This window comes from Halorubrum sp. GN11_10-6_MGM, from assembly GCF_005435165.1.
Classification (GTDB): Archaea; Halobacteriota; Halobacteria; order Halobacteriales; family Haloferacaceae; genus Halorubrum.
Genome location: NZ_SGUC01000009.1, coordinates 21,491 through 33,722, shown reverse-complemented (window position 1 = coordinate 33,722; position 12,232 = coordinate 21,491). Strand labels below are relative to the sequence as shown.

Genomic DNA, 12,232 nt, shown 5'->3' with positions numbered 1-12,232 from the left:
GCGTTCACCGACGCTCACTCCTCCCGTCGCTCCGAGAGCCGCTCCCAGATCTCCGTACAGCCCGCACCGTCCTCGACGTCGGCGAGGTGCTCGGAGTCGCCGTCCGCGTCGCCGTCGCGCTCGTCGCCCCGTCCGGAGCCGTCGCTCCCGGTCTCTCCCGTCTCGTCGTCCGCCGCGGCCCCGTCTGTCATCTGCCGGACGTAGGCCGACGCCGGTGATAAGGGGCTATTCGACGGCACGACACGCCGCCGCTCTCCGGCGGCCGCAACGCTCACCGGTTCCTCGGACGCGACCGCCTACAGCTCCAGTCCGCGGATGGCGACCGTCGCCTCGTCAGCGCCCTCGCCGTCGCCGTCGGCCGAATCGGCGGCCTCGACCCGCCCGATCACGCGGCCGTCGGTCGCGTCGGCGAGGGCGTCGGCGTCGTCGGGATCGAGCGCCGCCACGAAGCCGGTCCCCATGTTGAACGTCCGGTACATCTCCTCGTCGGAGACGTTCCCCTCAGACTGGACGAAATCGAAGACCGGCTGCGGGTCGAAGGCGTCGTCGATCACGTAGCGGTGGCCGCCGAGGCGTTCGAGGTTCGTCCAGCCGCCGCCGGTGACGTGGGCCGCGCCGCGGACGCCCCGCTCGCGCATCGGGTCGAGCAGGTCGGTGTAGATCCGGGTCGGCTCCAAGAGAGCGTCGCCGAGGGTGTCGTACTCGTCGAACGGACAGGAGTCGGTGTAGGCGTGGTCGCGCGTGACCGCCTCGCGCGCCAGCGTGAGCCCGTTCGAGTGGATCCCCGACGAGCGCCAGCCGACCAAGGCGTCGCCCGGCTCCGCCCGCCCGTCGAACACGCCGTCCTTCGCGGCGAGGCCCGCGCAGGTGCCGGCCAGATCGAGCCCGCGGACCACCTCCGGCATCACGGCCGTTTCGCCGCCGACGAGCGCCATGTCTGCGAGTTCGGCGCCGCGCGCGAGCCCTTCACCGACCTGCTCGGCGAAGCGCTCGTCCGGCTCGTCGACCGCGAGGTAGTCGACGAACGCGACGGGACGGACGCCGGCCGCGACGAGGTCGTTGACGTTCATCGCGATACAGTCGATCCCGACGGTCGAGTAGTCGCCGAGCGCCTCCGCGACGAGCAGCTTCGTCCCGACGCCGTCGGTCGCGAGCGCGAGGTAGCGGTCGCCGATGTCGAGCAGGCCGGCGTACTCGCTCTCGGAGCCCTCGGCTGCCGTGTCCGCCCCCACCGCGCCGATCAGCGCCGCGGTCGCGGCCTCGCTCGCGTCGATGTCGACGCCCGCGTCCGCGTAGGTGAGTTCGTCGCCGTCGCCGGACTTGCCGTCGGTGCCCTCCGGTCCCCTGTCGCCGCCGTCGCCCTCGCTCATGTCTGTGGGGCCTCGCCCGCGGAGCAAAAGCGCACCGTTCCGCCCGGCGGTCGCGACCGCTCTCCCCGTGCGTCGGGGGCGGCCGCGACGGACCGGCGCTCAGAACGGGCCGCCGAAGCCCAGCCCGCCGACGAACACCAGCCCGAGCGCGAGCAGTACCGACGGGACGAAGACGGCCGCCCACACCGGTTTGCTCCAATTCATCACCGTCTTCCCGTCGAGCGGACCGTACGGGACGAGGTTGAACGCCGCGAGGAACGCGTTGATCGCGACGCCGCGCGCGCCGACGAGCGAGACGATCGGGCTGCCGACGAGTCCGCCGACGAAGAGGATCGGGGCGAACGCGACCATCAGTCCGAGGTTGACGACCGGGCCGGCCAGCGCGATGTGGCCGTGCTCGCGCGCGGTCAGCCGGCCGCGGTGGTGAACGGCACCGGGGGCCGCGAAGATGAAGCCCAAAAGCGAGCTCATCACCGCGAGGAACAGCATGCTGTTGTCCGCGCGGAACTCGGCGACTTGGTCGTAGTGGACCGCGACGACCTTGTGGGCAACCTCGTGGAGGAGGAAGGCGACGCCCGCGGTCGCGAGCGCGACGAGGAGCGGCGGGACGACGCCCGCAGCGAGGATGCGCCCGATCCCGCCGGAGCCGCCGACGAAGAACAGGGTGAACGCCACGCCGAGCGCGAGCCACGCGACGAGCAGGTCGCGGATCTCGCTCCCGCTGAAGTAGAGCCCCGCGATGCGCCGCCCGGAGAAGGTCGCGTCCGCGCTCATGCGAGACCCCCCACGGCGCCGCGAACGAGGTCGACGCCGTTGAGCGCGCCCTCCACGAGCAGCCGCCCGACGTCCTCGACGCCGCCCACCTCGGCGCCGAACATCGCCGGGATGACGTACGCCGCGAAGAGGAAGCTGGCGACGATGCTCCCGACGTTCGTCATCGCGACGACGACGATGAGCCGGAACAGCGGGACGTCGAGCATCGCGGAGACCAGCTCCGCCGCGGAGCGCGTCTCGTCGGCGAGCAACTCGTTGAGCGCGCCGATGTCTGCGACGTTCACCGTCAGGCTCCGGAGCTCGACGTAGCCGGTGAACCAGCCGGGCGCGAGCAGCGGGTTGATCGAGGTCAGCCACGCGACGGCGCCGCCGACGCCGGCCGAGAGCCAGCGCGCGCCGGCGACCTTCGCGAACGCGAACGCGAAGATCCCGTTGATCAGGAACCACGCGCCGAACAGCCGGAGCAGGAACGCGTTCCCGGCGCCGCCCAGCGCCAGCAGGACGAAGAACCCGACGAAGCCGACCGTGATCGCGTAGCCGATCGCCTTCTTCCACGGGAGCCCGCGGCCGGACTCCTGCCCGACCAAGTCCGCCATCGGGGGGAGGGTCGCGGGGTTCGCGAGGTAGCCCTCGATCCCCGCCCGGTGGCCGGCGCCGACGACGGCGACCACGTCGCGGCCGGAGTCGCGGAGCGCGACGAGCTTGTGGGCGATGAAGGCGTCGCGCTCGTCGATGAGCGCCTCCGCGCCGCCCGGGGAGAACTGCCGGAACTCCTCCATCATCATCGTCACCACGTCGGTGTCGGTGAGGTCCGCGGCGTCGAGCTCCTCGATCCCGCCGGCCTCGGGGTCGACGTCGCCGCCGGCGAACGCGCCCACCGCGACCGCGAGGACGGCGCCGACGACGAGGCCGAGGCCGATACCGATCCCGAAGCCGCCGATCGCCGTGACGGCGAACCCGCCGAGGTACGTCGAGACGAGCCCGTCGGCGACGCCGGTGACCGCGGCCGCGACGCCGAGAGACAGGCCGGTGCCGACCGCGGCGTAGAGCCGCTGGTCGGGCGAGAGCGCGAGCGTGCCGAGCTGATCGACGGCGATGCCGACGACGAGCGCGACGAGGACGCCCGCGGCGACGCTCGTCAGGATCGCGTTCGTGATCCCCACGGCGCCGCCGAAGAGGCCGATCGCCGGCCCCGCGAGGATCCCGACGACGAGGCCGCCGATCACGCCGGCGACGCGCGGGTCGCTGACGCCGAAAGCGAGTCCGCCGACGAGCCGGAGTTTTTCGGTTATCGTCATCCGGGCCCAGAACCGCTGGATCGTGGTCTGGATGTCCCGGTCGACTAAGGCGACGTCGATGCCGAGGGACTCGGCGATGTCGACGGCGGCCTTCATGTCGGCGCCCGGCTCGATGTCGAACCGCTCGCCGAGCTGCGTCTGGACGTACGAGAGCATCCAGTACGCGAGGAACTGGAAGACGGTGTTCCCCTTGAGTAAGTCGCCGGCGTCGAGGTCGTCCGGCGTCTCGCCGTTGAGCTGGCGGTAGCGCCCCTCGTCGAGCTCGACGGCGACGACGTCCGGGCGCTCCCGCTCGATCGTCTCCTCGACCTCGTCGACGGAGCGCTCCGACACGTGGGCGGTTCCGACGACCGTGACGCTCCCCTCGCCGTCGGCGGGGGCGCGCCGCGGTGCGCCAGCGACCTCGACGCCGTCGCTCTCGGCGATACCGCCGCCGTCCGTCCGCGGCGGCCGGTCGGTCGACGGGGGCGCTTCGCCCTCGCTCCCCCGTGACGTCTCTGTCATCACCCGTCGTACTCGGTCACCGCGTTTAGGGTTTGTGAGTCGGTAGGGGAGTTCGGCGCGAACGCCGGCGTCTCGCTGGCGCCCCGCGGGACCCGTTCCCAGCGATCCAACAAGTTTGTATTCTCACGCCTTCCATGTCTCGTCATGTCCCGGCTGTTGCCCTCCCTGCCGGACGCGAGCCCGGAGGAGCGCGAGCCCCGGGTGGTCGGCGTCGACGACGACGAGGCCGACGACCTCATCGCGGCCCTCGGCTCCGAGACGGCGCGCGCGATCCTCTCGACGCTCCACGACCGTCCGGCGACGAAGTCGGAGATCGCCGAGGCGGTCGACACCTCGCTTCAGAACGTCCAGTACCACCTCTCGCGGCTCGAAGAGGCGGACCTCGTCGACGTCGTCGACACCGCCTACTCCGAGAAGGGGCGCGAGATGGACGTGTACGCCGCCGCGGACGAGCCGCTCGTGTTGTTCTCGGGCGGCTCCGAGGAGTCGACCGGGATCAAGACCGCGCTCATGCGCCTGCTTGGCGGCTACGGGGTCATCGGACTCGCCGCGGTCGCGGCCCAGCGCCTGCTCGCGGTCGGCTCGCCGGGCGACTACCAAGCGGACGCGTCCGGCGGCGGCGACGTCGGAACGGCCGGCGTGGAGGGCGGCGACGGGAGCGCGACGGGCGGCGGCGGCCCGACGATCGAGAGCGTCCCCGACCAAGACACCGCGGCCGGGGGCGCCGACGGCGCGATCGACCTCGTCGGCGACCCGCTCGCGGAGTACGCGGTGTCGCTCGTCGAGCCCGGAGTCGTTTTCTTCGTCGCCGCCGCGCTCGTCTTCACGCTCGCGTGGGCGTACTGGTACCGGTCGTCCCGCTGAGCCGCTCCCCTCGGCCGCGACGTGGGACAGCTATTCAAGCCGCCGCCACCACGTTCGCGTATGGAACACGAAGCCGAGGTCGTCGGGGTCGGTGCGGGGTCTGCGCCGAGCGGCGACGTCCCGGCGGTGATCCTCTCCGCGCGCGGCGAGTACGTCCCGATCTTCGTCAGCGGCGATCAGGCCCGTTCGATCGGACTGGCGTTAGAGGGCGAACCGTTCGACCGACCGCTCACCCACGACCTCCTCGTCGACATCCTCACCGAGTTCGGCGGCGCGATCGACCGCGTCCGGGTCGACGACCTCCACGACGGCACGTTCTACGCGAAGGTCGACGCCGAGCGCTACGACGACGGCGAGCCCGAGCGGTTCGTCTTCGACGCCCGCCCCTCGGACGCCCTCGCGCTCGCCGTGCGCGTCGACTGTCCGGTCGTCGTGACCGACGAGGTGATCGACGAGGCGGGCCGTCCGCGAGACTCGATCCGGTTCGGCGGCGACGGGGATCCATCCGAAGAGCGCTGAGACCTCCCGCTCCGGCGTCGAGCGACCCGTCCGCCGCGGCGACGCGGAAGCCGGCCGTTCAAGTCGTCGGCCCTCCCACGACGGGCATGGACGAGACGGCCACGCTCGCCTCCTCGCACACCGAGATGACGGAGATGCTGCTCCCGAACGACACGAACAACCTCGGCCGCGCGCTCGGGGGCGCCGTGTTACACTGGATGGACATCTGCGGGGCCATCGCCGGCATGCGCTTCTCGAACAGGCAGGTCGTCACCGCCTCGATGGACCACGTCGACTTCATCTCCCCCATCGAGATGGGCGAGGTCGCCATCATCGAGGGGTACGTGTTCAACACCGGCCGGACGAGCGTCGACGTGAAAGTCGACGTACGCGCCGAGAACCCCCGCACCGACGAGACCCGCCGGACGACCACCTCCTACTTCACGTTCGTCGCGCTCGACGACGACGGGCGCCCCACGCCGGTCCCCGCCCTCGACTGTCCCACCGACGACGAGGCTGCGCTCCGCGACGACGCCTTGGAGGGGCGACGAGAACAGCTGCGGCAGGTCGTCGACCGGTACGACCTCTGAGCGGAGGGCCGGATCTCACTCCGCCGAGCCCGCGACGACCTCGACGGTCGCGTCCGGCTCGTCCGAGGCCCTGACCGCCGCCTCGTGCGCCGCCAGAGCCCGCTCCGCGAGGGCGTCGAGCGCGGCTCGGGCGGGGTCGTCGCTCCCGTACTGGCTCCCGGCGGCGAGGTGGCTCGGGCAGTCGCAGTCGGAGGCGCCGAACCCGTCCACCGGTCCGGCCGGGAGACGCTCCGCGACCCGACACTCGACGTCGACGCCGACGCTGCGCACGACGCGGTCGATCCGCGCGGCCGGGTGACCGAGCAGGTAGTCGACGTGCCAGTGGCGGACGTCGTGGTCGCCGCGCGCGGTCCGGCGGTGCCTGTCGACGCGCGAGAACCCCCCGGAACCGAGCGCGCTTCCCGTGTACGCGTACGCCCCCGCCGGGAGGCGCCGGTCGCCGAGCGCGCCCGCGGTCAGAGCGGCGTCGCTCGCGAGGTCGACGACGAGCGTGTAGCTGCCGCCCGCGGCGTCGCTCATCGATCGATCACCGCGCGAGCGGCGTCGGCCGCGGTCGACGCCGCGCTCACGACAGCGCCGCCGGCGCCTCGTCGGCAGCCGCCCGGAGCGACCCGACCATCTCGCTCGCGTCGTCGTCGAGGCGGTAGGTGTCGTGGAAGTCGGCCGGGTCGCGGCCGCGACCGGAGAGCGTTCCGACCACGTCGGCGATGCGGTCGTAGTTGTCGCGGACGAGCCCGCCGACGATCCCGGGGGTACCCGCGCGGTCGGCCAGCTCCTCGGCGGCCGACCGGCCGGCGTACACGCGACGCTCGACGGGGTCGACGAGCACCATCGCGAACGGGCGCGAGCCGAACTGCGCGTCGAGGAACGGGCCGACGGGGTCGGCCTCCCACGGGACCGCGACGACGCCGTCGAGCCGGCGCAGCGCGACCGCCGCGACCGAGCAGTACGGGCAGTCGCCGTCGAAGATCAACACCGGAGCGTCCGCGCCGTCCGGGTCGGTAGGCATGCGAGAAGGTAGGGTCTCGACCGGCTTAAGCGGCCGGTCGGCGGACGTCGGATCGGTCGGAAAGCGGACGCCGAGCCGATCGGAAAGCGAACGTCGAGTCGGCTCGAAAGCGGGCGTCGAACCGGCTCAGTGCGAGTGGCCGAGCGCGTCTTCGAGCGACTGCCCGAACCGCTCCTCGAACAGCTCCGCGGCCGTCTCGTTCATCTCCGCGATGTCCTCGGGCACGTCGCCCTCGCTGTGGTGGACGATGACGTGCGCCTGCTGGGCCATCGCCTGAACGACCACGTCGGAGACGACGGCGGTCGCGGGCTCGCCCTGCTCGCTGAGCACGTCGACGAGGCCGGCGGGCAGTTCGAACGACTCTTCGTCACCGTCGGGACCGGTGATCGTGTAGGTCTCTGTCTCTCCCATACCCGTCGGTCGCGGCCGCGACATAAGGGTCTGTGGAAACCGGACGCGAGCCGGGCACGACCGTCGTCTGCGAGCGCCGAGGCTCCGGGTCGACCCGCTACCCGTGCGAGGAGATGGCCTTCACGGAGAAGCCGGAGCCGGCGACGGTCGCGAGGTACACCGCGATGGCCGTGACGACGATCGACCCGCCGGAGGGAAGCCCGAGTCCGACCGAGACAGCGAAGCCGCCGATCACCGACACCTGACCGAATATCACCCCGAGGTACATGGTCTCGCGGAAGCTCCGAGCGACCTGCGAGGCGGCCGCGACGGGGACGACCAACATCGCGGCGACGAGGATGACGCCGAGCACCTGCATCGCGCCGACGACGACGACCGCCGTCAGAACCACGAGCAGCGTGTTGTAGCCGGTGACGTTCAGTTGGGCGACCCGCGCGGCCTGCTCGTCGAAGGTGATGAAGAGGAGCTGTTTGTACGTCAGCGCCACGCCCGCGACGACGACGAGCGAGAGCGCGCCCATCAGGCGCGCGCCCTCCGGCGTGACCACGGCGAGGTTCCCGAACAGGTACCCCTGGATGTTGACCCCGGTGAGCCCGTCGCCGTAGCTGATGATCAGGGTTCCGACGGCGAAGCTCCCGCTGAGCATGATCGCGATGGGCACGTCCCCGTAGGCGTCGGTGCGCTCGGTGAGCCACTGGACCGCGAGCGCGCCGAGGATGCCGACCGCGAGCGCGACGAGCAGCAGGGAGCCGTTCCACCCGGTCGAAGAGGTGACGAGTATCCCGACCGCGACCCCGGCGAACGCGGTGTGCGCGAGCGTCTCGCCGATCAGCGCCATCTCGCGGTGGACGAGGAACGCGCCGACGAGCGGCGCGACGATCCCGACGAGCACGCCCACCGCCATCGACTGCCACATGATCGGGTGCCGGAACACGTTCGTGCCGAACGCGGCGTCCATCCCCCGCCCGAGCGAGCGGAACGCGGCGTACAGCTCGCTCGCGACGGGGAGATCCTGCGTCCAGTAGAGCAGGAGGAACCCGAGCATCCCGGCCGCGACGACGCCCGTGATCCCGACGCCGACGAGCTCCGCGGTTCGGCGGAGTCCTCGGCCGGTCTGGAGTCGATCGCCGTCGTCCGAGCGTTCTCGATCGCTCATCAGTGGTGGTGGTGGACGACCTGTCCGGTCGCGCCGTACGCCTCTGCGAGGGCGTCGCTCTCGACGAACGACTCGGTGTCGCCGTGGTGGTACAGCTCGGTGTTGATACAGGCGATTCGGTCCGCGCGGTCGGTGACGACGCCGATGTCGTGTTCGATGAGGATGATCGTGATCCCCTCGTCGTTGAGATCGTCGAGGAGGGCGTAGAAGGCGTCTCGCGACTCGGCGTCGACGCCGACCGTCGGCTCGTCGAGCGCGAGCAGGTCCGCGTCGCTCGCGAGCGCCCGAGCGATGTAGGCGCGCTGCTTCTGTCCGCCAGACAGCTCCGAGACGAGTCGGTCGGCCAGATCCTCGATTCCGACCGTCTCGATCGCGTCCGCGACGGCGGCGCGGTCGGCGTCGGAGAGCCGCCCCCGTCCGGCGTGCGCGAACCGCCCCATCGTGACGCACTCGCGGACGGTGACGGGCATCGCGCCGCCGCGGCTCGTCGCCTTCTGGGAGACGTAGCCGAGCCGGCCGCCGTCGTCGAACTCCTCGACCGGACGCCCGAACAGCTCCACCGTCCCCTCGTCGGGCTCGTGGAGCCCGAGCATGAGGTGGAGCAGCGTCGTCTTCCCGGAGCCGTTCGGCCCGACGAGCCCGAGGAAGTCGCCCGCCTCGACCGTCAGGGAGACGTCGCTCACGGCGACCGTGTCGCCGTAGGCGAACGTCACGCCGTCGAGGTCGACGATTGCGCTCACTGCGTGTCTCCGGTATGGGTCGGCCGCACGTTTAGCTCTTTTACTCCGCGTCGCGCCGCCAGGTCCCGTTGCGCCGCCACGCTCCGTCGACCCGTCGGGGTGCCGGTCGGCGCGCGGTCGACCGCTCCGCTCACTGCGCGCCGAACGCCCGCTCGAAGGCGGGGACGTTGATCTCGGTCATCTGTTCGAGGTAGCCGTACCCGGCGTCGTTCCACTCGCGCGTCGTTCCCCCGGCGGGCGTGACGGGGACCGCCTCCGTCGCGTCGCTGTTCTCGACGATCGACTCGGCGAGCCGGGGCGACTGGAAGCGGTCGTACAGCACGACGTCGATCCCCTCCGAATCGACGAGCTCGATCGTGTCGGCGATCTCGGACTGGGTCGGCTCGTTCTGCGGCGAGACGCCGACCGGCGAGTGGAGTCGGAACCCGTAGCGCGCCTCCAGGTACTGGAAGGAGTTGTGGCCCGCCAGCACCGCCACGTCGCGGGCGGCGCTCTCGGCGATCGACTCGAAGGCGGCGTCGACCGCGTCGAGCTCGTCGGCGTACGCGTCGGCGTTGGCCGCGTACGCGTCGGCGTTATCGGGGTCCGCCTCGCCGAGCCCCGTCGCGATCGTCTCGACCATGTCGGCCGCGAGGACCGGATCGACCCAGACGTGGGGGTCGTGTCGGGTTTCACCGCCGTGGTTTTCGCCGTCATGACTTTCGCCGTCATGACTTTCGCCGTCGTGACTTTCGCCGTCGTGACTTTCGCCGTCGTGGGTTCCCTCCTCCCCGCCGTGGCTGTGGTCCCATTCGAGCAGATCGCCTTCCAGCCCGTCGAGCACGTCGACCACGGCGACGGAGTCGTAGTCCGCCTCCAGCGTCGCGGCGAGGTCCTGCGCCCACGAGAACTCCGGGCTGTCGAGGTAGACGAACGCGTCCGTCGCGGCGACGTCCGCGGCGAGGGTCCCGTCCGGCGTCCACCCGTGACCGAGCTGCCCCACGTCGACCGGGTCCTCGAAGCTCGCGTTCTCGCCCGCGACCTCGTTCGCCCAGTCGTTGAGGGTGAAGAAGGCGGCGTACCCCGAATCGAACCCACCGGACCCGCCGTCCGCACCGCCCGAACAGCCCGCCAGCGAGGCCGCCGTTCCCGCGACCGCGAGCCCGGCCCCGCGCCGCAACACCGACCGCCGTGAGTGAGTCATACCGATCGGTAACAGGGATTAATAGAAAAAAGTTATTATTTCACAACTACTGATTAATAACCCGCCGCGTGAGACGGGGGTCTGTTAACAACGCCGGACGCGGGGACGTGGCGAACTCCGGGCGCGAGGACTGGGCGCACTCCGGGCGGGCGCCTCACTCCGTGAGATCGACGACGGTCGCGTCCGCGAGGTCGGCGAGGGTCTCGGGCTCGACGGCGAACACCGCGCTCGGCGTTCCGGCCGCGCCGTAGACGGTGTCAAACTCGGCGAGCGTCGGGTCGAAGACGGTCGGCAGCGCGGCGTCGTGGCCGATCGGCGGAACGCCGCCGATGCTCCAGCCGACGACCTCGCGGATCCGGCTCGGATCGCCCATCTCCGCGTCGTCGGCGTCGAAGTGGTCGGCGACCGCGTCGAGGTCCAGTCGGTTCGCGCCGCTCGTGATCGCGGCGACGAGCTCGCCGTCTCGCTCGCCGCCCGAGAGCGAGACGACGATGGTCGAGGCTATCGCGGCCGTCTCACAGCCCACCGCGTCGGCCGCGGCGGCCGCCGTCTTCGTGCCGGCGTCGAACTCCAGCACGTCGACGTCGACGCCGTACCGCTCTCCCGCCCGCGTTTCGAACTCCGCCGCGCGTTGGTGCATGCTATGCGGGGCGCGTCCCGCCGGTATCAACCCCTCGGAGGCGGTGAAAATACGTCGGCGAGCCGGGGCGCCGTCAGCGGGTCCGAAGCTCGTCTTTGTCCTTGATCACGCGGGCGTCGCCCTCGCCGGACGTGACCTCGTTGACGAGGTCGTAGAGATCGTTCTGGAGGCCGGCCGGGAAGGTGAGCACGCCGACCCACGAGCCGTCGTTCTGCCACTCCTCGCGTTCGAGGTCGCCGAACTCCCTGATTCGCGCCTGCCCGGACCCGGCGTAGTCCGCGGGGAGTTGGACCGCCATCGTCACCTCCTCGAACCGGATCGGGATGACGGGGCGGAGCGCGTCGAGCGCGTCGTCGACCTGGTTTTCCACCGGCTCCATCGGATCGACCTGGAACCCGGCCTCTTCGAGGGCGCGCTCGATCCGCTCGGGCGGGTGCGGCGAGTCGTCCATCTGCGGGTTCACGGCGTTGCGCGTGATGGTGTTCACCAGCTGGTTGTGCTTCCGCTCTTGCATCTCCGCGCGCTGCTCGGCGGTGACTTGGATCTCCCCGCGCTCGACGACCTCCGGGATGATGGCGAGCGGGTCCGTAGTGCCGAAGACGGTCTCTAGGTCCTCCTCCGCGGGGCGGTCCCCCCGCGAGGCGTTCTCGAAGACGTCCTCCGCGGCGATGACCTCCTCCAAGTCGCCGTCGAACTCCCCGCGCTTGATCGCGAGCGCGGCGTCGGGGTCGATCAGGACTTCGAAGCGCTCCCCGTGCGACTCCAGTCGGGCCGTCACGGCCTCGTCGAGCGATATCATACCGAAAGGTACCACCCCCGCAGGCAAAAAGCCTCCCGCCGTCCCCGGCCTCGCGGCAACCCTCCCCGTCCGGGCGCCGCGCCGCTGCTCCCTACCGATCAGCCGCCCGCAGACGGCCGTTCGTCGTCCCAGTCGGCGCGACAGGACTCCGAACAGAAGTGCCGGTGGACGACGTCGTCGCCGTCGACCCACGTGACCGTTCGGTGCCCGGTTCCCAGCGCCGGTTCGCCGCAGGTCGCGCAGCTCGGTGCGGACTCCTCGTCGACGTCCTCCTCGAGGTCCGAGGTCGGATCCACCATACTTCCCCGTACCTCCGGGGACACTTGAACCCGCGAAGGGCGGCAGTTCTGGCCGCGGCGGTGCGACTCTCCTCGACGGCGAGGCGTCACCGGCCGC

The 12,232-nt window shown here is 71.3% G+C and carries 16 protein-coding genes; 3 read left to right on the top strand and 13 right to left on the bottom strand.

Annotation, left to right across the window (positions count from 1 at the left end; all coding sequences use genetic code 11):
* Positions 1-14: 14 nt before the first annotated feature.
* The 4 genes from EXE46_RS17060 to EXE46_RS06590 all read right to left on the bottom strand — a co-directional run bounded on the left by EXE46_RS17060 (position 15) and on the right by EXE46_RS06590 (position 3,946).
* Entirely contained in the window at positions 15-191 is a 177-nt protein-coding gene (locus EXE46_RS17060; protein ID WP_199234121.1) for a hypothetical protein, read from the bottom strand.
* Positions 192-296: 105 nt separating this feature from the next.
* Entirely contained in the window at positions 297-1,370 is a 1,074-nt protein-coding gene (gene purM / locus EXE46_RS06600; RefSeq protein WP_137687635.1) for a phosphoribosylformylglycinamidine cyclo-ligase, read from the bottom strand.
* 99 nt (positions 1,371-1,469) lie between these two features.
* Complete coding sequence (locus tag EXE46_RS06595) at positions 1,470-2,144, bottom strand: metalloprotease (protein ID WP_137687634.1); 675 nt, start codon at positions 2,142-2,144, stop codon at positions 1,470-1,472.
* The gene (locus EXE46_RS06590) at positions 2,141-3,946 is read right to left on the bottom strand and encodes a TraB/GumN family protein (RefSeq protein WP_137687633.1); all 1,806 of its coding nucleotides are present in this window, start codon (positions 3,944-3,946) and stop codon (positions 2,141-2,143) included. The genes EXE46_RS06595 and EXE46_RS06590 overlap by 4 nt, the downstream gene beginning before the upstream one ends.
* 144 nt (positions 3,947-4,090) lie before the next feature.
* On the opposite strand from EXE46_RS06590, the gene EXE46_RS06585 reads away from it, so the two are divergent.
* From EXE46_RS06585 to EXE46_RS06575, 3 genes are all read left to right on the top strand, one after another.
* On the top strand, positions 4,091-4,810 hold the full coding sequence (locus EXE46_RS06585; protein ID WP_137687632.1) for a winged helix-turn-helix domain-containing protein: 720 nt from the start codon (positions 4,091-4,093) through the stop codon (positions 4,808-4,810).
* A gap of 60 nt (positions 4,811-4,870) precedes the next feature.
* Entirely contained in the window at positions 4,871-5,329 is a 459-nt protein-coding gene (locus tag EXE46_RS06580) for a bifunctional nuclease family protein (RefSeq protein ID WP_137687631.1), read from the top strand.
* A gap of 86 nt (positions 5,330-5,415) precedes the next feature.
* The gene (locus EXE46_RS06575; protein ID WP_137687630.1) at positions 5,416-5,898 is read left to right on the top strand and encodes an acyl-CoA thioesterase; all 483 of its coding nucleotides are present in this window, start codon (positions 5,416-5,418) and stop codon (positions 5,896-5,898) included.
* Between the two features lie 15 nt (positions 5,899-5,913).
* Here the strand turns inward: EXE46_RS06575 and EXE46_RS06570 are convergent, their stop codons facing one another.
* The 9 genes from EXE46_RS06570 to EXE46_RS06530 all read right to left on the bottom strand — a co-directional run bounded on the left by EXE46_RS06570 (position 5,914) and on the right by EXE46_RS06530 (position 12,135).
* On the bottom strand, positions 5,914-6,417 hold the full coding sequence (locus EXE46_RS06570; RefSeq protein WP_137687629.1) for a DUF123 domain-containing protein: 504 nt from the start codon (positions 6,415-6,417) through the stop codon (positions 5,914-5,916).
* 46 nt (positions 6,418-6,463) lie between these two features.
* Entirely contained in the window at positions 6,464-6,907 is a 444-nt protein-coding gene (locus tag EXE46_RS06565; protein ID WP_137687628.1) for a conjugal transfer protein TraF, read from the bottom strand.
* A gap of 126 nt (positions 6,908-7,033) precedes the next feature.
* On the bottom strand, positions 7,034-7,318 hold the full coding sequence (locus tag EXE46_RS06560) for a hypothetical protein (RefSeq protein ID WP_137687627.1): 285 nt from the start codon (positions 7,316-7,318) through the stop codon (positions 7,034-7,036).
* Between the two features lie 97 nt (positions 7,319-7,415).
* Positions 7,416-8,474: a metal ABC transporter permease gene (locus tag EXE46_RS06555; protein ID WP_137687626.1), complete on the bottom strand. Its 1,059-nt coding sequence runs from the start codon at positions 8,472-8,474 to the stop codon at positions 7,416-7,418.
* Positions 8,474-9,214 carry a metal ABC transporter ATP-binding protein gene (locus tag EXE46_RS06550; protein ID WP_137687625.1) on the bottom strand — a complete coding sequence of 247 codons (741 nt, stop codon included), beginning with the start codon at positions 9,212-9,214 and terminating at the stop codon, positions 8,474-8,476. The genes EXE46_RS06555 and EXE46_RS06550 overlap by 1 nt, the downstream gene beginning before the upstream one ends.
* Before the next feature lie 130 nt (positions 9,215-9,344).
* Complete coding sequence (locus tag EXE46_RS06545; RefSeq protein WP_137687624.1) at positions 9,345-10,397, bottom strand: metal ABC transporter solute-binding protein, Zn/Mn family; 1,053 nt, start codon at positions 10,395-10,397, stop codon at positions 9,345-9,347.
* A 154-nt stretch (positions 10,398-10,551) separates the two neighbouring features.
* Positions 10,552-11,037, bottom strand: a complete 486-nt coding sequence (locus EXE46_RS06540; RefSeq protein ID WP_137687623.1) for an aminoacyl-tRNA deacylase — start codon at positions 11,035-11,037, stop codon at positions 10,552-10,554.
* 73 nt (positions 11,038-11,110) lie between these two features.
* Positions 11,111-11,836 carry a ribosome assembly factor SBDS gene (locus EXE46_RS06535; RefSeq protein WP_137687622.1) on the bottom strand — a complete coding sequence of 242 codons (726 nt, stop codon included), beginning with the start codon at positions 11,834-11,836 and terminating at the stop codon, positions 11,111-11,113.
* A gap of 98 nt (positions 11,837-11,934) precedes the next feature.
* Positions 11,935-12,135, bottom strand: coding sequence for a hypothetical protein (locus EXE46_RS06530; RefSeq protein WP_137687621.1), 201 nt, complete (start codon positions 12,133-12,135; stop codon positions 11,935-11,937).
* Positions 12,136-12,232: the final 97 nt, after the last annotated feature.

Excerpts from the sequence above, each read along its gene's own strand:
- purM (WP_137687635.1), bottom strand. The coding sequence starts at position 1,370 with ATGAGCGAGGGCGACGGCGGCGACAGGGGACCGGAGGGCACCGACGGC.
- EXE46_RS06590 (WP_137687633.1), bottom strand. The coding sequence starts at position 3,946 with ATGACAGAGACGTCACGGGGGAGCGAGGGCGAAGCGCCCCCGTCGACC.
- EXE46_RS06575 (WP_137687630.1), top strand. The coding sequence starts at position 5,416 with ATGGACGAGACGGCCACGCTCGCCTCCTCGCACACCGAGATGACGGAG.
- EXE46_RS06535 (WP_137687622.1), bottom strand. The coding sequence starts at position 11,836 with ATGATATCGCTCGACGAGGCCGTGACGGCCCGACTGGAGTCGCACGGG.
- EXE46_RS06585 (WP_137687632.1), top strand. The coding sequence starts at position 4,091 with ATGTCCCGGCTGTTGCCCTCCCTGCCGGACGCGAGCCCGGAGGAGCGC.
- EXE46_RS06580 (WP_137687631.1), top strand. The coding sequence starts at position 4,871 with ATGGAACACGAAGCCGAGGTCGTCGGGGTCGGTGCGGGGTCTGCGCCG.
- EXE46_RS06530 (WP_137687621.1), bottom strand. The coding sequence starts at position 12,135 with ATGGTGGATCCGACCTCGGACCTCGAGGAGGACGTCGACGAGGAGTCC.
- EXE46_RS06570 (WP_137687629.1), bottom strand. The coding sequence starts at position 6,417 with ATGAGCGACGCCGCGGGCGGCAGCTACACGCTCGTCGTCGACCTCGCG.
- EXE46_RS06555 (WP_137687626.1), bottom strand. The coding sequence starts at position 8,474 with ATGAGCGATCGAGAACGCTCGGACGACGGCGATCGACTCCAGACCGGC.
- EXE46_RS06565 (WP_137687628.1), bottom strand. The coding sequence starts at position 6,907 with ATGCCTACCGACCCGGACGGCGCGGACGCTCCGGTGTTGATCTTCGAC.
- EXE46_RS06595 (WP_137687634.1), bottom strand. The coding sequence starts at position 2,144 with ATGAGCGCGGACGCGACCTTCTCCGGGCGGCGCATCGCGGGGCTCTAC.
- EXE46_RS06560 (WP_137687627.1), bottom strand. The coding sequence starts at position 7,318 with ATGGGAGAGACAGAGACCTACACGATCACCGGTCCCGACGGTGACGAA.
- EXE46_RS06545 (WP_137687624.1), bottom strand. The coding sequence starts at position 10,397 with ATGACTCACTCACGGCGGTCGGTGTTGCGGCGCGGGGCCGGGCTCGCG.
- EXE46_RS17060 (WP_199234121.1), bottom strand. The coding sequence starts at position 191 with ATGACAGACGGGGCCGCGGCGGACGACGAGACGGGAGAGACCGGGAGC.
- EXE46_RS06540 (WP_137687623.1), bottom strand. The coding sequence starts at position 11,037 with ATGCACCAACGCGCGGCGGAGTTCGAAACGCGGGCGGGAGAGCGGTAC.